The sequence below is a fragment of the Pedobacter heparinus genome, from assembly GCF_032678725.1.
Classification (GTDB): Bacteria; Bacteroidota; Bacteroidia; order Sphingobacteriales; family Sphingobacteriaceae; genus Pedobacter; species Pedobacter heparinus_A.
In genome coordinates this window covers 154,140-171,750 of record NZ_JAVTSC010000009.1, presented here as the reverse complement: position 1 = coordinate 171,750, position 17,611 = coordinate 154,140, and the positions used below count along the sequence as shown (strand labels likewise).

28 protein-coding genes are annotated in these 17,611 nt (G+C 38.9%); 12 read left to right on the top strand and 16 right to left on the bottom strand.

Annotation, left to right across the window (positions count from 1 at the left end; translation table 11 throughout):
• Window positions 1-83: 83 nt before the first annotated feature.
• The 4 genes from R2Q85_RS15020 to R2Q85_RS15005 form a co-directional block, all read right to left on the bottom strand.
• Window positions 84-617, bottom strand: a complete 534-nt coding sequence (locus tag R2Q85_RS15020) for a MauE/DoxX family redox-associated membrane protein (RefSeq protein WP_316812614.1) — start codon at window positions 615-617, stop codon at window positions 84-86.
• 97 nt (window positions 618-714) lie between these two features.
• Entirely contained in the window at window positions 715-1,362 is a 648-nt protein-coding gene (locus R2Q85_RS15015; RefSeq protein WP_316812613.1) for a Crp/Fnr family transcriptional regulator, read from the bottom strand.
• A 192-nt stretch (window positions 1,363-1,554) separates the two neighbouring features.
• Window positions 1,555-1,929, bottom strand: a complete 375-nt coding sequence (locus R2Q85_RS15010; protein ID WP_316812612.1) for a hypothetical protein — start codon at window positions 1,927-1,929, stop codon at window positions 1,555-1,557.
• The gene (locus tag R2Q85_RS15005; RefSeq protein WP_316812611.1) at window positions 1,922-2,110 is read right to left on the bottom strand and encodes a hypothetical protein; all 189 of its coding nucleotides are present in this window, start codon (window positions 2,108-2,110) and stop codon (window positions 1,922-1,924) included. Before R2Q85_RS15005 ends, R2Q85_RS15010 begins: the two co-directional genes overlap by 8 nt.
• A 307-nt stretch (window positions 2,111-2,417) precedes the next feature.
• On the opposite strand from R2Q85_RS15005, the gene R2Q85_RS15000 reads away from it, so the two are divergent.
• Window positions 2,418-2,663 (top strand): type II toxin-antitoxin system HigB family toxin, encoded by a 246-nt coding sequence (locus tag R2Q85_RS15000; RefSeq protein ID WP_316812610.1) that lies wholly within the window; start codon window positions 2,418-2,420, stop codon window positions 2,661-2,663.
• Entirely contained in the window at window positions 2,660-3,145 is a 486-nt protein-coding gene (locus R2Q85_RS14995) for a transcriptional regulator (protein ID WP_316812609.1), read from the top strand. Before R2Q85_RS15000 ends, R2Q85_RS14995 begins: the two co-directional genes overlap by 4 nt.
• Window positions 3,146-3,209: 64 nt before the next feature.
• Here the strand turns inward: R2Q85_RS14995 and R2Q85_RS14990 are convergent, their stop codons facing one another.
• On the bottom strand, window positions 3,210-3,854 hold the full coding sequence (locus tag R2Q85_RS14990) for a DNA alkylation repair protein (RefSeq protein WP_316812608.1): 645 nt from the start codon (window positions 3,852-3,854) through the stop codon (window positions 3,210-3,212).
• A gap of 152 nt (window positions 3,855-4,006) precedes the next feature.
• Here R2Q85_RS14990 and R2Q85_RS14985 point away from each other — a divergent pair, with 152 nt between their 5' ends.
• Entirely contained in the window at window positions 4,007-4,462 is a 456-nt protein-coding gene (locus tag R2Q85_RS14985) for a hypothetical protein (protein WP_316812607.1), read from the top strand.
• A 44-nt stretch (window positions 4,463-4,506) separates the two neighbouring features.
• On the opposite strand, the gene R2Q85_RS14980 is transcribed toward R2Q85_RS14985, so the two are convergent.
• Genes R2Q85_RS14980 through R2Q85_RS14970 form a run of 3 tightly spaced genes read right to left on the bottom strand, consistent with a single transcriptional unit; the run spans window position 4,507 to window position 5,719 of the window.
• Window positions 4,507-4,989 carry a DUF6526 family protein gene (locus R2Q85_RS14980; RefSeq protein WP_316812606.1) on the bottom strand — a complete coding sequence of 161 codons (483 nt, stop codon included), beginning with the start codon at window positions 4,987-4,989 and terminating at the stop codon, window positions 4,507-4,509.
• Between the two features lie 31 nt (window positions 4,990-5,020).
• Window positions 5,021-5,482 carry a hypothetical protein gene (locus R2Q85_RS14975; RefSeq protein WP_316812605.1) on the bottom strand — a complete coding sequence of 154 codons (462 nt, stop codon included), beginning with the start codon at window positions 5,480-5,482 and terminating at the stop codon, window positions 5,021-5,023.
• A gap of 36 nt (window positions 5,483-5,518) precedes the next feature.
• The gene (locus tag R2Q85_RS14970; protein WP_316812604.1) at window positions 5,519-5,719 is read right to left on the bottom strand and encodes a GNAT family N-acetyltransferase; all 201 of its coding nucleotides are present in this window, start codon (window positions 5,717-5,719) and stop codon (window positions 5,519-5,521) included.
• Window positions 5,720-5,854: 135 nt separating this feature from the next.
• On the opposite strand from R2Q85_RS14970, the gene R2Q85_RS14965 reads away from it, so the two are divergent.
• Window positions 5,855-6,529 carry a hypothetical protein gene (locus R2Q85_RS14965; protein WP_316812603.1) on the top strand — a complete coding sequence of 225 codons (675 nt, stop codon included), beginning with the start codon at window positions 5,855-5,857 and terminating at the stop codon, window positions 6,527-6,529.
• 178 nt (window positions 6,530-6,707) lie between these two features.
• On the opposite strand, the gene R2Q85_RS14960 is transcribed toward R2Q85_RS14965, so the two are convergent.
• A complete protein-coding gene (locus R2Q85_RS14960) occupies window positions 6,708-7,247 on the bottom strand; it encodes a YfiT family bacillithiol transferase (protein WP_316812602.1) in 540 nt (179 codons plus the stop codon).
• A 237-nt stretch (window positions 7,248-7,484) separates the two neighbouring features.
• Between R2Q85_RS14960 and R2Q85_RS14955 the strand changes: the two genes are divergently transcribed.
• Window positions 7,485-8,198 (top strand): phytanoyl-CoA dioxygenase family protein, encoded by a 714-nt coding sequence (locus R2Q85_RS14955; RefSeq protein ID WP_316812601.1) that lies wholly within the window; start codon window positions 7,485-7,487, stop codon window positions 8,196-8,198.
• Between the two features lie 144 nt (window positions 8,199-8,342).
• On the opposite strand, the gene R2Q85_RS14950 is transcribed toward R2Q85_RS14955, so the two are convergent.
• Window positions 8,343-9,053: a hypothetical protein gene (locus tag R2Q85_RS14950; RefSeq protein ID WP_316812600.1), complete on the bottom strand. Its 711-nt coding sequence runs from the start codon at window positions 9,051-9,053 to the stop codon at window positions 8,343-8,345.
• Window positions 9,054-9,346: 293 nt separating this feature from the next.
• Between R2Q85_RS14950 and R2Q85_RS14945 the strand changes: the two genes are divergently transcribed.
• Window positions 9,347-9,781 carry a hypothetical protein gene (locus R2Q85_RS14945; protein ID WP_316812599.1) on the top strand — a complete coding sequence of 145 codons (435 nt, stop codon included), beginning with the start codon at window positions 9,347-9,349 and terminating at the stop codon, window positions 9,779-9,781.
• 108 nt (window positions 9,782-9,889) lie between these two features.
• Here the strand turns inward: R2Q85_RS14945 and R2Q85_RS14940 are convergent, their stop codons facing one another.
• Complete coding sequence (locus tag R2Q85_RS14940; RefSeq protein WP_316812598.1) at window positions 9,890-10,771, bottom strand: ORF6N domain-containing protein; 882 nt, start codon at window positions 10,769-10,771, stop codon at window positions 9,890-9,892.
• A gap of 184 nt (window positions 10,772-10,955) precedes the next feature.
• On the opposite strand from R2Q85_RS14940, the gene R2Q85_RS14935 reads away from it, so the two are divergent.
• Complete coding sequence (locus R2Q85_RS14935; protein WP_316812597.1) at window positions 10,956-11,579, top strand: DJ-1/PfpI family protein; 624 nt, start codon at window positions 10,956-10,958, stop codon at window positions 11,577-11,579.
• On the opposite strand, the gene R2Q85_RS14930 is transcribed toward R2Q85_RS14935, so the two are convergent.
• A complete protein-coding gene (locus R2Q85_RS14930) occupies window positions 11,529-12,152 on the bottom strand; it encodes a hypothetical protein (RefSeq protein ID WP_316812596.1) in 624 nt (207 codons plus the stop codon). The two genes, R2Q85_RS14935 and R2Q85_RS14930, sit on opposite strands and share 51 nt — an antisense overlap.
• Before the next feature lie 165 nt (window positions 12,153-12,317).
• Here R2Q85_RS14930 and R2Q85_RS14925 point away from each other — a divergent pair, with 165 nt between their 5' ends.
• From R2Q85_RS14925 to R2Q85_RS14915, 3 genes are all read left to right on the top strand, one after another.
• Window positions 12,318-12,917, top strand: a complete 600-nt coding sequence (locus tag R2Q85_RS14925) for a Crp/Fnr family transcriptional regulator (protein ID WP_316812595.1) — start codon at window positions 12,318-12,320, stop codon at window positions 12,915-12,917.
• A 78-nt stretch (window positions 12,918-12,995) separates the two neighbouring features.
• Window positions 12,996-13,508, top strand: a complete 513-nt coding sequence (locus tag R2Q85_RS14920) for a hypothetical protein (protein ID WP_316812594.1) — start codon at window positions 12,996-12,998, stop codon at window positions 13,506-13,508.
• A 15-nt stretch (window positions 13,509-13,523) separates the two neighbouring features.
• Window positions 13,524-13,913 (top strand): hypothetical protein, encoded by a 390-nt coding sequence (locus tag R2Q85_RS14915; protein WP_316812593.1) that lies wholly within the window; start codon window positions 13,524-13,526, stop codon window positions 13,911-13,913.
• 167 nt (window positions 13,914-14,080) lie between these two features.
• Here R2Q85_RS14915 and R2Q85_RS14910 read toward each other — a convergent pair whose 3' ends face one another.
• The 3 genes from R2Q85_RS14910 to R2Q85_RS14900 form a co-directional block, all read right to left on the bottom strand.
• Window positions 14,081-14,401, bottom strand: coding sequence for a hypothetical protein (locus tag R2Q85_RS14910; RefSeq protein ID WP_316812592.1), 321 nt, complete (start codon window positions 14,399-14,401; stop codon window positions 14,081-14,083).
• 59 nt (window positions 14,402-14,460) lie between these two features.
• A complete protein-coding gene (locus tag R2Q85_RS14905; protein ID WP_316812591.1) occupies window positions 14,461-14,670 on the bottom strand; it encodes a hypothetical protein in 210 nt (69 codons plus the stop codon).
• 117 nt (window positions 14,671-14,787) lie between these two features.
• A complete protein-coding gene (locus R2Q85_RS14900; RefSeq protein ID WP_316812590.1) occupies window positions 14,788-15,264 on the bottom strand; it encodes an SRPBCC family protein in 477 nt (158 codons plus the stop codon).
• A 188-nt stretch (window positions 15,265-15,452) separates the two neighbouring features.
• On the opposite strand from R2Q85_RS14900, the gene R2Q85_RS14895 reads away from it, so the two are divergent.
• Both R2Q85_RS14895 and R2Q85_RS14890 read left to right on the top strand, forming a co-directional pair.
• Window positions 15,453-15,674, top strand: a complete 222-nt coding sequence (locus tag R2Q85_RS14895; RefSeq protein WP_316812589.1) for a hypothetical protein — start codon at window positions 15,453-15,455, stop codon at window positions 15,672-15,674.
• Window positions 15,675-15,859: 185 nt separating this feature from the next.
• On the top strand, window positions 15,860-16,759 hold the full coding sequence (locus tag R2Q85_RS14890) for an Rpn family recombination-promoting nuclease/putative transposase (RefSeq protein ID WP_316812588.1): 900 nt from the start codon (window positions 15,860-15,862) through the stop codon (window positions 16,757-16,759).
• Between the two features lie 187 nt (window positions 16,760-16,946).
• Here R2Q85_RS14890 and R2Q85_RS14885 read toward each other — a convergent pair whose 3' ends face one another.
• On the bottom strand, window positions 16,947-17,606 hold the full coding sequence (locus R2Q85_RS14885; RefSeq protein WP_316812587.1) for a hypothetical protein: 660 nt from the start codon (window positions 17,604-17,606) through the stop codon (window positions 16,947-16,949).
• Between the last annotated feature and the right edge of the window lie 5 nt (window positions 17,607-17,611).

Sequence of the window (17,611 nt, the reverse complement as noted above, 5' to 3'; positions counted from 1 at the left end):
AGTCTACAACGGGCTTCGCGACGCCCGGTATATTCAGGATTTAGTTTTGCGGCTTAATGCTTTGGCCATCAAGCACCCTTACCTCATTCTTGTGCATGCCCCACCCCGTCATTGGCCCGCCTGCCGTCATCTCGACGATAGGAGAGATCTCTTGAACTATGCTTAAATAAGAGAACAGAATAGGCTCCGGCCCGCAAGGGCCACCTATTGTACAAGCCCAACAGGGCAACCGTACCAATAAACATAAAAGTGGCGTTAAAAACCAAGTGGTGCTTCCAGGATAGCAAATTCACTACACCCCCACATGTACAGCCCAGCTTTAAACCAGACAGTAACATCCCGCCTATATAAACTTCAAACACGCCCAGCAAAATCAGTGCAGCCCACAACCCTTTCTTGCGCCAGCCGGACAAACATAAAGCCAGCACGATAACCAGTTCTACCAATGGCACCAGCCAGGCCAGCACCGGGGCAAAGGCCTGCATCAGTACTAACCGTGAATCTCTCATCTGGAAAATAAACTTGTCATATTCCAGCAGCTTACTCAGTGCGGTGTAGCCAAACAATAGTATCAGTAGTGCTATGCATATTTCGATAAGTATCATTTTTGCCTTCATATATTTGTTATTGATTTGAAACAAAAATAGCCTCCCAGAAGGAAGGCTAAAAGTTGTTTTCGTGGTTTGAAAACAGTTTTTTCAAGGTTTTTTGATACTAATCAGGGCAAATCTTTCTTGCATCCAGAAGAGTACTCTCTTTTGTTCCGATAAAACTACAGATCTCCTTGTTGCTCAATCTCCATACCCCATTAACCAAAAATTCAGGAAACTTTTGCTTACACACGCAATAGCGCATCTTTTTGTCTACCATCTGCAGTATCTCTGTTTGCGAATCCTTGCGCATAATTTCCGCTGCCCTGATCTTTTCGGTTAGCCTATAGGCAACAGTATGTTCTTCATAGATATCATCCATGCAAAAATTGCTGATGCTGACCAGCTCGCAATCTTCCATTAGCTCTATATACAACACTTCGTTTACCAAACGTTCCCTGAAAGCTTCCAGTAAAACAACAATACTTCCGGCAGCCCATATAAAGCGGATCTTCTCTTCACCGCTTTGTGCATCAATGCTATACAGTTTAATCAGCCCTTTCCGCAGGTAATGGGCTTCTGTCATCAGCATATCCGGTTGCAACAGGAAATAGCCTTTCAGTTTAAAATGGGGCTTTAAAGTACTCATCAGTACCTGGGCAAGTGCACCCATGGAATTTGAATCAGGTAATAAAGAGGCCAGGTAGTTTACCACCTCTTGTTTCCATTCCAGTATTTGAGCTTCGGTTAATTTAAATGATTTTTTGTTCATGTTTAATTTTAATTAGTTAATTATTGATGCACAGCGTTCATATATCCCTATTTCCCCCTTATGATCGCTAATTCCCTAAAAAAAATTATTGCTTTAAGTGTCTTTCATAGTTTTTTGTTTTTAGTGAATAGATAGGTTAGTGTATTTATCCAATTGTTTTATGGATATATTTTCGAGTATTTTCAACGATTATCAAGATTTTGATAGCTTAGGCGGTAAAAAAAGCGGATCAATTCTTTCAGTTTTTATCAGCTCCAGTAAATTCATCATCCTCGTCAATTCTTCATTTAGATTTACAATTACTTTCCGCTGCCTTTTACCTGCATCAGTTAATAATTTGAGTATCCTTTCCTGCAGCTGCAGCAACTGGGTTTTACTATGCTGGTATTTAGCCATTGCCAGCTCTTTATCCTTTTCCTGGCTCAGGTGCTTAAATTCCTTCATCAGTAAAAATAACAAGTCATCAGTATGATAAAATGGCAATACATCTCCCAGGTAAGCCACATCCAAAAGCGAAGCAGAAAGCGCAGCAACATGGTCCAGATTATTTTCTTCTGTTTTATTCATTTGCCAGGAATGGCTTTATTTTTTCCTCGTTAAGTACAGGTATCAGATCGATGTATTCTTTTTCGAATAAATCCCATAGGAGGTCATTCGCTTCTTTTCTGGAGATACCCAGTCCGGCCATCAGGCTTTCAGTATCCAATATAGGCTCCTGGGCAAAAGCGATAAGTTTCATTTTCATCATAGCTCGCAATATTCTCGCTTCTACGTAAAAGAAACCGGTATTTTTCAGAAAAACTTTGGGATTATGCTATCAGGTAAAGTTCAAAGCCCCATGTTCAACAAAAAATTATTTCAGGTTTCTTGACTACTATAAACTCAAATCTATATAGGTTTACAATAGGACAAAAACTTAAATTCATAAACCAAACAAAAACTTGTCAATTTGAAAAGTTTTTACTATATTTGAACTGCATGATGAACATCATTAAGCGCCCAACAATTCAGTATTATAATGAAAAGTACAGACAAGCCGAAACAGCTTTAGACGTATGGTACCAGGATTTCCGGAGCAGTCCTTTAAAAATCCACAAGCCTTAAAGAAGGTATATGGCAACGCTAGTATAATTGCCAACCAGCGTGTGGTATTTAATATTATGGGTAATAAATATCGACTGGTTGTTATGATAAATTACGAGGCCGCCGTATGTTATGTGATCTGGTTTGGCAGCCATGCCGAGTACGATAGAATTAATGTTGAAATAGTAAAGTTTGAAGATAAGGAGCAGAAACAATGAAATTTAAGGTTTTAAAAACAGAAAAAGCATACAATATTGCTATTTACCGGATTGAAGAACTTTTCAATGCTAAACCAGGGTCAGAAGCATTTGATGAACTAGAACTGCTAAGCTTACTGGTTAAAGATTATGAAGACAGGCATTATCCAATGCCAGAGCCAGATCCAATAGCAGTAATTAAACTAAAAATGGATGAAATAGGACTAAAAAATAAAGATCTTATTCCTGTTGTTGGTTCAGAAAGTCATGTTTCATCTATACTAAGCGGCCGAAGAAAGCTTACTTTAGATATGGCCAGGTCGCTCGCCATATTTCTTGATCTTCCTGCCAGGGTCTTTATCAATGACAGATACAGCCTGGAGCATTATGCACCTGCGATCACGTCGTCTGCTACACCACCTGTTCTTGGTGCGGCACTAAAGTTAACCGTATATGCTGACCGGGCAGAGAAGAAACCTAAAAAGTTTAGAGAGGCTCGCTAAAAACTTGCCAATCCTGCAGAGGCTGTCTCTTCAGTGGCCACACTTGCAGGCATAGCCGGTCGTGTCATTCCAACCCCCGTTTATTACTTTCAATTGCTATGAACTCCGGTAAATAATTCGGCGTACATCCCTTTGACACCATTTCGCCTTTGTAAAGACCAGTTGCCTCGCCTATAGCAACGCAACGTTCCCGGAACTTTTTATCGTAAATCCCTATCCAGCCTGCAGTAAAATTCATGGCCCACTGCACTTCGGCTGCCTCCCCGGCAATGTTGGCTTCAATTGCAGAAAGCAAGTATGCAGTATTATCAGGAGAAACCTGCCCAACCCATCTCAAGCGTGCCTGATAATACCAGAAAACCCGCCTTTGGAGAGGCAAAGGGCTGTTTTCCCAGGATTCCATCAATGCAATAGTTTTCTTGTTTTTAGTAAGTTGATTGGCCATAAGCCAGTCTATCAATTGATTTCGCTCGTTAACCGGGTGGCCCTGAATATCCTGTACCAGATTATCGACCAGTTCTTGCGTAAGCACTTTATTATCCATAATTAAGATGGCCAGCTGCCTGGGCAGGAAATCGCCGCTGCTCCAAAGCTCAATAGCCAGGGCATGATCCATCTTAATTTCCTTTGCCATTTTCCGCAGGTCGCCAAGTTTAGTCTTACTATTGATCTGTCCCAGGAGTTGTTCTGCTTTTTTTGAACGTTGCATATCAATCTTTCTGCTTTCCAGTTAATTCCTCTATCAAATATATCATTTGTATATTTAGTTCGCTATAGCATCATAAAGTATAATTGCTTTTGGAATATTACTTATCTTGTCCAATAAACCACTACCAGCCAATCTATATTATTATCATTTGCATGTTTAATTTATTCAAAAAAAGGCAAAACAAACTTCATCATCATCAGTATAAGAATCTGTCGATTGAACTTCCTTCTCATTGGAAATATGAACTGGAAGAGGGCGAACAACAATCTTGTTATGATCCGAAATCACAAAGCACCTTGCGCATTAATATAATCAAGGCCATTCCTCCCCAACAGTCTGATGATGAGGCAATAAAAGCACTAACCGACAATCTACCTTACGTCACTACGTCAAAAGGATATTTATTAACCAATCCTACATACTTTGACACCACCGAAAACGGTATAAACATTACGCTCGTAACCTGGAGATTAATTAATCATAAAACTGCACAGAAAATAATAGCAGTGCTCACTTATACGGTACTATCAGCAGAAATTAACAGCGCTCAGGAAAAAGAAGCTATCTCTATGATTGAAAATTCAATACAAAATGCTGATCTCGAATAGCTGATATATCTCATGGAACGATCATTAACTTACGACAAATGCTCCTACACCCTTCTGTTATCAGGAAGCCAATTTTGCACAGATTTCTTAATTTGATTGGGCGGCAGTTTTTCAGCTATAGTTTTTTGCAGCAGGCCCGGTAGTTCAGCATCGGATGCAAAACGCAGCGCAGCGATCTGGCCAAAAGTAAGTTCCTCTTCCAGCGGCTCCAGTCTATTCCCGGTGATGGCAAGATACCGGTACCGCATCTCCAGTAACACAACGCGGTTTTGCAAGGTCATGGCATAATGCTGTCGGAGCATAAAGGAAAGCCAGCCTATAAGCAATAGTATTGCCGAGATAAACACCCACATCGTAGAATTTAGCTCATCGATGAAGGTTTGCCTGATGGCCAAAGCCAGTAGCACTCCTATTAATGGATAAAATACGAAGTGATGTGGAATATAAAAACGGATGTGATTTTTGTAATTCTGCATATAAACGATTTGCTTTATCAATACTACAAAATTATCGGCTGTTTGTTCCATGCTTTACATTGCGAAGAACACCAGATTACTCCTAGTTTGCTTCAAAATCCACCTTAAAAAGAAAGGCAACTTTTGAAGCATCAGTTAATCTATCAAAACTGAAAGCTGCATACCAACCATCTTCAACAGGCAAATAATTAGCCCAGCCCAGGATAAGTTTAACTTTATCTTTATTTTGGAAAGCCGATAAGGGCCTATCCATGTATCTTATCTTATTAATTTCGAACGTGGTGTCAGTTGTGAGTATGCCCACAATTTTGCCTTCTTTTACAGCCCCGCTAAATTTCCTGCCATTGTGTTCAAACTCAATTAAGTTTTCAAAACCATATGGTGGCGGCATATACATCTTATTATTAGCATCAATTGCACCGTTCCATGTATCCCCGATTTTAGGAAAGCTTTGCGCCTGGCTATTTGTTGTTAGTATTAAAGTTGTTATCACAAACAAGCTTAAAATTTGAAGATATCTATTCATGTTCTTTCTAATCTCCATAGTGTGAATATAGATAATTAAAATCATTCCAGGGCTTTATTTCAACGGATAATAAAAGTGTACCACATCCTCCCCTGTTGCACCCGTAGAACGATAGAAATCCAGGGCATAATCATCTGCCACATCTGCCTGCACAAATACTTCTTCCACTCCTATCTCTTTGCAGTAATTTTGGATAGCTGTCATCAGCATCTTGCCAATACCCTTACGCTGGTATTGTATACTACAATTTATCATATGTCTTTACCACCCCATCTTTTTTATTTAAGATTTTCTAAGTCGTTTTCCATTGTTTAAATAGATGATTTGTATATTTATTTCAGCATTAGAATGAACACGCACTCCTATCATTACTTATAAATTAACGCTTTTATGAAAAAATATTTCTGTACCATTTTACTCCTCTTTGTTGTTCTCCAATTATTCGCCCAAAATCCTCAAAAACAAAACCTGGCGAATCTCGCGACCATTACCTTCCCTCAAAAACCTGAAACGTTAGATACATTGGGGCATAGTATGACCCAGTTTATCGATTCTGCAGCCATTTACTCTACGATAACCAGAGAATTGGATGCTGATCAGCTGCTGCAGGTCCATAGTAAAAAATTGCCAGAATTTTATGACAGCACCATCAATGGCTTTTTAGATGCTGCCCAGGGTAAGCTAATTAGTAAAAAACCATTTGAAATAGACGGATTAAAAGGAATAGAAATAGAATTCGTCGCAACCTCGAACCCCAACCTGCCCGATTTAAGATTTGCACGTTTTATACTTTTAAATAATACCCTGATTACCGTAAATTTTATGACCTTGTCAGAAAACAAGCAGGCTACTCAAACAGACAGAACGCAATTTTTAAACTCATTAACTATAACCGCCGACAAAACGAGCTTAACACAAGGGATTGATCATCCAGTAGAATATACTATTGGATTTATAATTGGAAAACTTGCGGCCTGGGCAATTATACTTGGCATAATTGCAGGAGTTATCCTGTTAATAAGAAGATTCACAACAAAGAAAAAGACCATTAATAAAGCAGAATAAGAATGCTTTAATGATTTTCTTCCCTTGCCATGCAGCCTCTTTTAAATCCCTACCTCAACAATACAAACATGACCAGAATGTCAATAATCAAAAAGGCCACAAAGAAATAAACACGATGGCCAAAAAAGAACCGGGGCAAATATTTTTTAATTTCCATAAGTTAAATATAATAAATTCTTTACCACCCCATCCTTTTTCTTAACGAAATAATCTGTTCCGCATGATGCGCACCATGCCAGCTGTACTGATTGGTCATTTGCCATACCGGCATGTACTCCTTATTTCCAGGATGATAATAGGTTCTTGTCCAGTCCTCTTCCTTTAAGTTTTCCAGCAGCGTTGCCCATCTCCTATGCAGCGCATGTAGTAAAGTAACCGATACATTCAACGGCACAAGCTGTACATCCGGAAGTTCAGCCCAGGCATTTTCCTCATAAGGGCTAATGGTGGGCGTATCTTCTGTCAATGCCAGTTTCAACCTAATGTAAGCATTCATATGGCTGTCTGCAACATGGTGCACCACCTGTATCACATTCCAGCCATCCGGGCGATAAGGCGTATTCAACTGGGCCTCATCCAGGTTTTCGATGCAGTAATCGAACAGTAAGGGTGCCGATCTGATGCCACCTATCCAGGATGCCAGCGTATCTGGGTTGTATTGTCTGGCAGGAACAAAGCGGCCGATAGGATATTTAAGATTTTCTAAGTCGTTTTCCATTGTTTAAATATAAAATTTACTCCTGATTATTATAAATGATAAATCCAAATCTTTAGGACGAAAGGCTATCTTGATGATACGAAAAGCAAGGACGATGATACGAACGGAATAACGAGCAGGTTAGATAACGACATTTTCATCTCAATCAACGGATCTTTAAAAGATGTTTTCCAGATATTACAAATGCCTTTATAAATAAGCATGGTTCACGCCATTAAATTATCATCTTTGTGCACCATGGAAAGCCATATAGATCAGATTGAAACAGCTGGATTTACTATCCTTAATAATGTCTTTTCAGATGAACAGGTGCAGCAGCTCTGTGCGCTCATAGGTACTGCAAATGGTTCGAGCGAAACCTTCAGAAGGTCAGCCGATCTTTTTGCCATCAGGCAGTTTCTCAAAGAAATACCGGAAATCCAGCAGCTCATTTTTACTGAAAAATTTAAAAACATAATCACCCGGTTATTTGGAAGTGATTATTTCGTAGTGAAATCCATTTATTTCGATAAGCCAGAGCAATCCAATTGGTTTGTTTCCTATCATCAGGACCTGACCATTTCCGTAGATCAAAAAACTGAAGTCGATGGTTATACCAAATGGACGGTTAAGCAAGAGCAGTTTGCGGTGCAGCCACCATTAAACATCCTGGAAAAGGGATTTACCATCAGAATTCATTTGGATGATACTGATGAAAACAATGGAGCCCTGAAGGTAGTGCCCGGCTCACATCTTAAAGGAATTTACCGTTCTGAAGATATTGATTGGAAAACAGAGACCGAGGCCGTCTGTTCTGTACCCCTCGGAGGCGTAATGATCATGAAGCCATTATTGTTGCATAGTTCCAATAGAACAACTAACAATAACAAAAGAAGGGTGATTCATATTGAATTTAGCAATCAGGAACTGTCTGGAGGTTTGCAATGGGCAGAAAATGCACAGATTAGCTAGGTTTCCCCCATTGTGACCACAATGTCATGTGCCCGCATCGCACTATGTGCTTTCAAAAATAAAGTTAAGCAAAAATTCTCAAATCGCGAATCAAGAATTTAAGAGCGAATCATGTTGACCGTTAGGCGGTTTCCCTCCGTATTGTCATCTATAGTAATAAAACCAATTACTACTATAATTAGTATCAAAATTCTCTCTGCTATCAAGGCAAATGTTAAACTTTTCCCTGGTAAAATACCTGAATTCATCATTGGGCACCAATAAATCAAAATACTTATTCGCCCATTCTTTTTTCATATCACTATTTTCATAGTGCTGCACCTGTTCGTCTGTGTATAAAAAGAATGTAGGCTCTCCAAAAGCACGGGATATTGTCCAAAGGTCCTGGTTGCGAAGTTCCTTTTTCAACCTAGCAACATCCTGCTCCTGAATTTTTTCATAAGCTTCAATTCTGGCTATTGGCTCAAAGGCACTATAACAAACAAAAACATTCCTCGTATTATATTTATCATTGTCGGAATTTGTAAAAATGCTCCATATACCATTTTTACCACCCAAATCCTGTTCCTTCAATGTTTCTTTAAACTTACGCGCAATCAACTGTTGTTTTTTACTGTCAAAATTAAAAGCCGCATTATTTTCATTAAAAACTTGCTGCTCTCTTCCAAATTCAAAGCAAATATTCAATCTTGGCCTTTTGTCAACACCGAAAGTATCATAAATAATATTAATGGTTTTTACTCCGAAAGTTTGATCTATAAAGTCGGCAAGTAGCCTAAAGTCAGGGTTCATTACCGATTCACCAAGCATTATCCGCTTGGTTATCTTATAAGTTTTATCTGAGGGCATTATCATTTACCTAAGATATGAGTTTGACTTTAAAATTTAATCACAAATACATTGATCTGCCTATACCATAAGGTCAGCACTTGTTCAAGACCTCCCCAGTTCGGAGCTGCTCGAATTCTCTGCTCATCGAATACTAATGGCAATTTTCATAATCCCATTATTTCTTTATTGGAAGTCACATGATGTGACTTCCATTAAAATAACGGCCCTGGCTTCGATAATATGTATGAGGGTAACAAAATCTGGCCTTGATTGATATACCTGTAAACAAACAGAAATTAACATTTAAGATCAAGATCATGAAATCAATACTACCAGCTTTTATCCTGTCACTGATCAGTGCAGTAGCCATCGCCCAGTCGCCAGTTCAAAAACAAAATCAGGAACCAGTAAAAATTCAAAGCCAGGCTGCTGTTCCTGCACAAGCCGTCTCGTCAGTAGGCACACTTGCAGGCGGAGCCGGTGGCGGTGCAGCAACTGCATCCTATGCCGCTACAGGCAGAGTGGCCGCCCCTACTACCACCCCTGCAGACAGCACCAAAAATTCAGCAGAAAGAAGAAGAGTCGAAGTTTTAAAGAGCAATAAAACAGGCGATCCAAATGCGATTGAGGTTAACCCGCTTTATACACCTTCTGGCAATACTGGAGAAAACGTGCTATACAATCCGGCCTCAAGGGCAATCAATGAATCAGGTGTATCCGTCAAATCAACTACAAAACCAAAAAATAAATAGTAAACGTACATAGTTTTAGGTTAATAGTCCGGGGATATTTTCTCCGGGCTATTTTTACGAACGCTCCTCTTTTCATTTGTAAAAAACGCCATTTTTTATAAATGTTCTTTACACCAGCCTCTTCAATAACTCAGATGCATGCATCTCCATTTTCGAAAATGCAAACCACTTCTTACCAAGATCCTTTAAAGATGCTCCAATATGATAAACCGCAACGCCATCAATGATCAGAAATCGATCATGAGCATTTTTAAACTGCTTAATCATCACAGGCTCATATTGCTGATCATGCTTCTTTTTGTCCAGCAAGAGTTGCTTATTGACTTCTTTCGTATAAATAGTAAATGAAACGCCTTTAGGCCGTTTCGTAAACATATTTAACACCGTTTCATCCACGTAGTTATCAATCAATGCGATCGACTGTTTAGCAGACCTGACCAAATCAGCAACAAAAACATACGCATCAAACACCTGCCCATCATAAAATATCCCCTGCTTAGGTTTCAAGTCACCACTTTCTAAAGCATTAAAAACCTGATCAAATTTGCTATCAGTTTGATATTGAAGTAAAGCATGTTTACGTTCTACATTGTCTAATCTCGTAAGCACCTCTGCATTATCTCTCAAAAACTTCCGCATTTCTATAAATGCACTAATGATTTGGACACTTACATTAACAGCAGTTTCACTTTTTAAAACTGCACTCAACATCAGCACTGCATGTTCGGCGAAAACATATGGAAGTTTCCTGGTTCCGCCCCAACTTGATGTTCCATTTTGGAACATCAAGTTTTTAAACTCCTCGTCGGTCAGCTGAAACATAAATTCTTTTGGAAATCTGGTAATGTTTCTATTAACTGCTTTATTAAGGTTTCTTGTCTCCACACCATACAACGCCGCTAAATCCCGATCCATCATCACCTGTTTACCACGAATAGTATATATCTGATTCTTTATAGTTTCTGGAGTAAGTGCAATGATGTCCGCCATATCTCTATCTATTGGTTGAACAAAGATAATCAAAACCCGATATATTAACCAATGAGAAATATTTTACACCATTTATCAATTTACTAAAACAAGCATCAATATTTTGAGAATGATAGGAGAAGCTATCCATCCAATTCAAAATGTCGGTTTTAATTTCTAGCTTTATTTCATACAAACAGCAATTATGGAAGTAGCAGTTTTACTTTTTGACAACTTTGAAACTTTAGACGTTTACGGACCAGTAGAAATTTTTGGGCGCCTTGATAAATACACCATTAAATTTTATTCTTTAAAGGGCGGTCAAATAGAAAATCAACACGGAGTATCCGCATTGACAGATAAATTAGCAAACATCAGCAATGAGCCCGAAGTATTTTTAATTCCAGGCGGATTGGGCACACGAAAAGAAGTTGAAAACAAAGCACTTATAAACAAGATCAAAGAAATTTCCAATATCAGCAATTATGTATTAACTGTTTGCACAGGAAGTGCATTACTCGCAAAAACCGGTTTATTGGACAATAAAATCGCAACCTCTAATAAAAGGGCATTTGCCTGGGTAATAACAAACGGCGCAAATGTACTATGGAATAAAACAGCTCGCTGGACTGTTGACGGAAAATTTTATACCTCTGCTGGTGTAAGTGCCGGAATGGATATGGCTTTAGGCTTTTTAAGCGATAGGCACGGGATTGAATTTGCAAGACAAGTTGCGTTTGAAATTGAATACAATTGGATAGAAGATAAGACAACAGTACTAGAAATTATACCCAAAATGCAAGCCCGGCTGCCCAAAGAAGAATCTTGACCATTTATCGTCAACCTGTTTAAAAGAATCAGGCATTGTTGATTGATAAGGACGATGCGTCACTGCTATTGAAGGTTGAAAAAAAAGCCTGTCCTTGAAAAGTTTAATGTGGTAACCAATGGAATAAGTGTTAAAGATCTGAAAACCATTGTCAATCTTCTCACCGTTATCATTTACAAAGGTTTGCAAAGCAGGCATCACGTCAACCTGAGCAAAAAGTTGCTTCCATAAAAACCTTTGATAATTCAATGAAACACCGTATTCACGAATATAACCCGGAAACCCTTCTCCCTCTGCTTCAAATGATTTTCCATAAGGAATGCCAATTGGCCAGGCATATTTCCAGGTTTTAAATTCAAGTGAAATGACATCCTTTCCTGTAATGCGATAACCTAAGTTCAGATAAACCATTTCAGGCGGATTATTATCAGCTACTATATTAGCAATCATAAATAAGGTACTGCCTATAAAATACTTTCTATAAGTACTGTCCTGTCTGGAATATTGAGCTTTAACCTGTAGCGTGCCTGCCATCATTAAAATCAAGGCGAACCATAAAATATTCTTTTGCATATCAATCATTAATTGTTAAACGATAATACAAAGGTAGATCGGCGAGCGGCCATAACTCGTTCACTTAAGTTAAGAAAAAACCTTAGCCTGTGTTTTCCGCTATAGTCTTTAATATATCATCAAGAAATATTAAATTGACACCCGTATCGCCTAAATATTAGAAAAATGCAATTGACTAATGATAAAATGGATCAAATCCTGTTAAATTTTTTAGCGAAGTATGTAATCCTGTCCGAAGAGGAGCAAAATGTTATTTTAGATTTAGCCATTTTTAAAAGTTTTAAGAAAGGAACAATTTTATTGAAAGAGGGTCAACGCTCAAAAGATGCCTATTTTGTGCTTCAAGGATGCATCAGGTGCTACTATTTGGTTGATACAGAAGAAAAGACTACTGCTTTTTATACCGAGACTGAAACCCTTAACCCTCCGGGCGCATTAAACAATACCCCATCTGAATACTATGTTGATTGTCTGGAAAACTCTATTTTGATTGTAGCCAATTCAGAAACAGATGAAGAACTTTTTGCAAAATACCCTATCCTGGAAAAACTGTGTCGTCTTGTTTCCGAAGATTTACACTCAAAAAGTCAAATAGCATTTGATAATTTTAAGATTTCTACACCAGAGCAACGCTATTTGAATCTGCTGGAAATAAGGCCGGATTTGGCGCAAAGAATCCCTCAATACCATTTAGCCAGTTATTTGGGTATCACTCCGCAATCTTTAAGTAGAATGAGAAAAAGACTGGTTAAAAAAGCCTCTTAAATCCTTTCTTAACTTAAGTTAACGAGTTTAGGCTTTTATCATTTTTATGTTTGCATAGAACTATTAAAAATGATAAAAATGAAAATTGTTAACACCCTTATCCTGGTATTTTTTACGACCACAACATTGTTCGCCCAAGAAAATGGCGCCTTTAAAAAAGGAAATAAATTACTTAATATCGGTATTGGCGTAAACTCCTCTTATGACGGAGGCATACCTGTTGGTCTTTCTTATGAACAGGGAATCACAGGCAGCATCAGCATTGGTGCAAATGCAGATTATCTCTCCAATGAATACCTGTCCCTCAAATTTACAGCCATTTACTTTGGCGTAAGAGCGTCTTATCATGTTAATCAATTATTAAAAATCAACGGCGACAAAATAGATTTATATGGAGGGCCAACCCTTGGCTACAGAAGTTTTTCCTGGAAAGACAATGGTGAAGACCTGGGCGATAGTTACGGAAGCGGACTGTTTCTGGGCGCATACGTTGGGGGCAAATACTTCTTCAGCAATAGCCTCGGCGCATTTACTGAGCTTGGCGCTATAGGCAGTACCAATGCCAGAATTGGAATAGCACTTAAATTTTAATTAAAAAAATACCTTATGAAAAAGTCAATTTTTGCACTACTGATGGTGCTCACAGTTTTTGTTTCCTGCAAGAAAGATTCAGATAAAAAGCCTGATACAACTTCGCGTAACATCCGTTATGAAATCACTGGAAATTTTACAGGATCAGCGCTGATTGCGTCTTACACCACCGCCGGAGGTGGCACAGATAATGATCCGATCACTTCACTTCCATGGACAAAAGAAATTACTTACGCCACAAATGTAACTGCAGCCATTATTGCCATATCTGGAAATGGAGGAGTTGCTGGCCAGAAAGTAACCTTGGTGATTAAACGGGGTGGTATTCAGTTGGGGACACCGATTGAAGCGGTCGCCGATGCCGTAGGAAGTTTCTCTAAAGCTGCTCCGGTTATCGTTTTTTAGTTCCCTTTGAAAGCATAGCCAAGCCCATCCCGGTGAAACACAAAAGGGCAAATACCGGAACCCTTGTTTGTCAGTCTGGAAAGCGATTAGTATTCTATTTTCCAGGCTGATAATTTCAACTACAAACCAAAAAACAAATAGTCAACGTACATAGTTTTAGGTCAAGATTAGTCAACCGGCGTTTTCTGCGGCGGTGCTTCCAGCTCATCGTCACTGTCAAATTCGATATTCTCCAGTGTTCCAAAGTGACGAGCGTTCGGGTGCCGTGATTCGATCTGCTCAGCCAACAGGTGCAGGATTTCCAGGTCTATGCCTCCCGGGTTCTGGCACACATGTAAAAAGTCCTGTCCGTCAGACTCCAGGCTGGCTACAAAGTTACCGTTCTGAAAGATCTTGTATTTGCAGCCTCCGGTAGCATGATGCAGGTATTGACCAACCTGAAAGTGGTGTTGATGCTCCGGGCCGATAACAACGGTGTAGTTTTCCATGACGCTTTTTTTATTATTAAACAACCTGGCAGAAAAGTGGTTTGAGTTCTACTAAACTTTCACCTGTCAATTGAGATTACATATGCTTTTAGTTCATGCAATTTGCCCCCCTTGAGCTGCCAGACATCACAATAATCATATTTGGTTGATGTTCCATGCTCATCTTTCAGACTGATCTTTCCTACAGCGATGACAAACCTGCTCCCCAATGAAATTCCATTCAGTATCCTCGGTACAGTAGGAAAGGAAGCCCTCGTAGTCACCAGCAATAACTGCGGCGTTGGCTTGTTCTAAAATTTGCTTATTGAATTCAGTCATCAGCTATTTCATGATATTTATAACCTTCAAATAAAATCAAACAAGAATGGAATACTCTTGGAGTGTTTTCACTGCTCCATAAATTTCGCAAGGTTCTCCAGTGAAGATCGCATACCTTCATCATGGTCTTCTTTTTTAATAGTAGAAGGCACATTTTCTGCAATAAAGGTTACTTCTGTTCCATCCTTTACTGGGGTCAGCCGCGTCGTCATCTTCATTTCCTCTGCAAAGGCAGGGTCATCAGATTCAAATTTGATGAGTTCCACAATTTTCCTGTCCGCAATAAGTTCTACAAAAATCCCATTAAAAACATCCGCGTTTGCCGAGGTTTTTCCCGCAGTAGCGTCTTCAGATCTTGTATACTTAAAAGCCATCTTGTACTTTCCGCCTATGCTGGGTTCAAATTCATACACTTCACATTCCATACCAGCAGGCGGACGCCAACTGGCAATAGCTTCAGGGTCTAAAAAAGCAAGGTAAATACGGTGTGCGGGTGCTTTAATAACACGGGAAGCAGTATCAAAACGTTCGTTTTTTTGTTCCATAAATGCGTTGGCTAAATCATAGAAAGTGGTAAAGCTAATTAAGACACTTTTAATTATAAACATTTCTGAAATGCCTTTGTTTTTTACGCAACCGGATTAATCAGTTATGAGGATTTAGTCTTTGCTTAAATAGATCCTTTAGATTAACAAACAATAAATATTATCAGCAATTGTGTATCATTGTGCAATTGCGTAATTTTGATAAACAAATAGATACCGCCATGCTGGAAGTAAATACATTTTGGAAAAAAGAACGTGACACTATGTACAAATGGGGAAAGCAAGAGGCTGAGGCCAAAGCTCTAGAAGAAAAGAAAGCTATCGCCCGTAATCTTAAAAACAAAGATATTGACCTAAAAATCATTGCTGAAGCTACCGGCCTGCCAATAGGAGAAATCCAATCCCTATAATCCGACTATCAGTAACCATAATTCTCCATCCTTAGTGACATAGGATTTATCTAAACCAAAAGCCCTTTCCAACTCACCAAATTAAATTCCGAAAACCCCTAAAAATTCAGTAAAACGAGCTGATTATTTTAAACCATTTACACTCGTTGTTGCGGAGCTTAGCATAATAAAAACTAACGCTATTTATGCCAAAGCAACACCATCAAACTACAATCAGTAAGCCTGATACAAAAAAGGTAAATTCCAGATATCTAAATCCAAAAGACGACTTTGCCTTCAAGCATATTTTCACAAAAGAGACCCATCTGGATCTGCTTATGCATTTTCTGAATGCCGTATTCAAAGGAAAAAAAGTAATCACTAAGGTCCAGATCAGCAAAACAGAACATAAAGGGAACCAAAAGACAGACAGGAAATCCGTATTTGATGTGCATTGTACCGGAGCGGATAACGAGAAATTCACCATAGAGATGCAAAAGGAAAGTAGCCCCTATTTTGCAGACCGGCTCCTGTTTTACGCTGCAATCCTGATCCAGGAACAGGGCAAATCCGTGGATGCCAACTGGAATTATAAACTACCAGAAATCTATTTTGTAGCCATATTGGATTTCAAGTTTGCAGGTATGCCGGCAGATCAGTACATACACAATGTCAGCCTGGTAGAAACCAAAAGTAATCTCCCCTTTTACAAAAAGCTGGGTTACATCTACATAGAGCTGCCTGGCTTCAATAAAACCGAAAAAGAACTAAAAACAGATGAAGACAAGTGGTTGTTCTGTATAAAGCATATGGGAGATTTAAAAGATATTCCTGTATCTTTGAAGGACGACGAGATATTCAATAAACTGTTCAAAATTGCCGAAGTGAGTAACTTAACACCAGCAGAAATGAATGCATACCAACAAAGCTTGAAAATAAAACGTGACAATTACAACCATGATCAATATATCCTGCAACAGGGAGAAGCCAAAGGTGAACACAAAAAAGCCGTGGAAATGGCACTTAAATTAAAGCACAAAAATATGCCTCAAGTTGAAATCGCTGAACTCACCGGCCTTACTGTCGAAGAAATCGAGGCACTATAGTACCTACTACCATAAAAATATTTGATAAGCCTTTCCTACTGAAAGGCTTTTTTATTATCTAAATTTTCAACTTATCATTCTTTATCCCGGACCAGCAAGCTGAATAGCGATTGAATTCATAGTGTAAATTGATTATTCCAAGATAGCAATTCAATTTTATCTGTCCCGGCAGATCACCCAGATTTTTTTAAAACTGCTGACTAATCCTCAAAATCAAACAAAACACCAGTACCACTATTCCAACAATAAGCATTACCCTCCCTTTCTTTCGGTCTGCATCGGAGTAACAATACATTGTCTTACCGTTCGGTAATGTTTTGGTATTAGATGAAATGAACCAGCCCATCATTATCCCAAATACCCCACCCAATAATGCAAACAGGAAACCAGCATACAACCAACCTGGGCTTACCTTTTCAAACTTATTTAACTCCTGAAGTCTCTTTTCTTCAAACTCAGCCAACTCACCATTCCCGAGCACCTTACCCCGTTCCTTTAAAATTTTTTGAGCCAATAGAAAATCATAATTACTCCACTCGTCACGTTTTGAAATCAACTCCATCAGTTCCTCATCACTAAAAGTGAACAGATAATGATTCCGATCAGTCTCTTCCAATTGCACTGAAGCCTCTTTTATCAGCACTGCGTTCGCTCTTTCGAAATCTTCCGATTTCAGCTTTACCCTGTATTCCTGATTCACCGGATTATTAGCAAATGAAGGATCGAATGGAAGAGAAGAGTTTTCAGTAACATAGTCAATTTGATGCTCGGCCAATGTCACTTCCAGTTCCTGAACTAACCCATAATCATTAAAAATCCTATATGTTTTATAACTCTCTTTATTCATTCCTC

Excerpts from the sequence above, each read along its gene's own strand:
- R2Q85_RS15020 (WP_316812614.1), bottom strand. The coding sequence starts at position 617 with ATGAAGGCAAAAATGATACTTATCGAAATATGCATAGCACTACTGATA.
- R2Q85_RS15015 (WP_316812613.1), bottom strand. The coding sequence starts at position 1,362 with ATGAACAAAAAATCATTTAAATTAACCGAAGCTCAAATACTGGAATGG.
- R2Q85_RS15010 (WP_316812612.1), bottom strand. The coding sequence starts at position 1,929 with ATGAATAAAACAGAAGAAAATAATCTGGACCATGTTGCTGCGCTTTCT.
- R2Q85_RS15005 (WP_316812611.1), bottom strand. The coding sequence starts at position 2,110 with ATGATGAAAATGAAACTTATCGCTTTTGCCCAGGAGCCTATATTGGAT.
- R2Q85_RS15000 (WP_316812610.1), top strand. The coding sequence starts at position 2,418 with ATGGTACCAGGATTTCCGGAGCAGTCCTTTAAAAATCCACAAGCCTTA.
- R2Q85_RS14995 (WP_316812609.1), top strand. The coding sequence starts at position 2,660 with ATGAAATTTAAGGTTTTAAAAACAGAAAAAGCATACAATATTGCTATT.
- R2Q85_RS14990 (WP_316812608.1), bottom strand. The coding sequence starts at position 3,854 with ATGCAACGTTCAAAAAAAGCAGAACAACTCCTGGGACAGATCAATAGT.
- R2Q85_RS14985 (WP_316812607.1), top strand. The coding sequence starts at position 4,007 with ATGTTTAATTTATTCAAAAAAAGGCAAAACAAACTTCATCATCATCAG.
- R2Q85_RS14980 (WP_316812606.1), bottom strand. The coding sequence starts at position 4,989 with ATGGAACAAACAGCCGATAATTTTGTAGTATTGATAAAGCAAATCGTT.
- R2Q85_RS14975 (WP_316812605.1), bottom strand. The coding sequence starts at position 5,482 with ATGGAGATTAGAAAGAACATGAATAGATATCTTCAAATTTTAAGCTTG.
- R2Q85_RS14970 (WP_316812604.1), bottom strand. The coding sequence starts at position 5,719 with ATGATAAATTGTAGTATACAATACCAGCGTAAGGGTATTGGCAAGATG.
- R2Q85_RS14965 (WP_316812603.1), top strand. The coding sequence starts at position 5,855 with ATGAAAAAATATTTCTGTACCATTTTACTCCTCTTTGTTGTTCTCCAA.
- R2Q85_RS14960 (WP_316812602.1), bottom strand. The coding sequence starts at position 7,247 with ATGGAAAACGACTTAGAAAATCTTAAATATCCTATCGGCCGCTTTGTT.
- R2Q85_RS14955 (WP_316812601.1), top strand. The coding sequence starts at position 7,485 with ATGGAAAGCCATATAGATCAGATTGAAACAGCTGGATTTACTATCCTT.
- R2Q85_RS14950 (WP_316812600.1), bottom strand. The coding sequence starts at position 9,053 with ATGATAATGCCCTCAGATAAAACTTATAAGATAACCAAGCGGATAATG.
- R2Q85_RS14945 (WP_316812599.1), top strand. The coding sequence starts at position 9,347 with ATGAAATCAATACTACCAGCTTTTATCCTGTCACTGATCAGTGCAGTA.
- R2Q85_RS14940 (WP_316812598.1), bottom strand. The coding sequence starts at position 10,771 with ATGGCGGACATCATTGCACTTACTCCAGAAACTATAAAGAATCAGATA.
- R2Q85_RS14935 (WP_316812597.1), top strand. The coding sequence starts at position 10,956 with ATGGAAGTAGCAGTTTTACTTTTTGACAACTTTGAAACTTTAGACGTT.
- R2Q85_RS14930 (WP_316812596.1), bottom strand. The coding sequence starts at position 12,152 with ATGCAAAAGAATATTTTATGGTTCGCCTTGATTTTAATGATGGCAGGC.
- R2Q85_RS14925 (WP_316812595.1), top strand. The coding sequence starts at position 12,318 with ATGCAATTGACTAATGATAAAATGGATCAAATCCTGTTAAATTTTTTA.
- R2Q85_RS14920 (WP_316812594.1), top strand. The coding sequence starts at position 12,996 with ATGAAAATTGTTAACACCCTTATCCTGGTATTTTTTACGACCACAACA.
- R2Q85_RS14915 (WP_316812593.1), top strand. The coding sequence starts at position 13,524 with ATGAAAAAGTCAATTTTTGCACTACTGATGGTGCTCACAGTTTTTGTT.
- R2Q85_RS14910 (WP_316812592.1), bottom strand. The coding sequence starts at position 14,401 with ATGGAAAACTACACCGTTGTTATCGGCCCGGAGCATCAACACCACTTT.
- R2Q85_RS14900 (WP_316812590.1), bottom strand. The coding sequence starts at position 15,264 with ATGGAACAAAAAAACGAACGTTTTGATACTGCTTCCCGTGTTATTAAA.
- R2Q85_RS14890 (WP_316812588.1), top strand. The coding sequence starts at position 15,860 with ATGCCAAAGCAACACCATCAAACTACAATCAGTAAGCCTGATACAAAA.
- R2Q85_RS14885 (WP_316812587.1), bottom strand. The coding sequence starts at position 17,606 with ATGAATAAAGAGAGTTATAAAACATATAGGATTTTTAATGATTATGGG.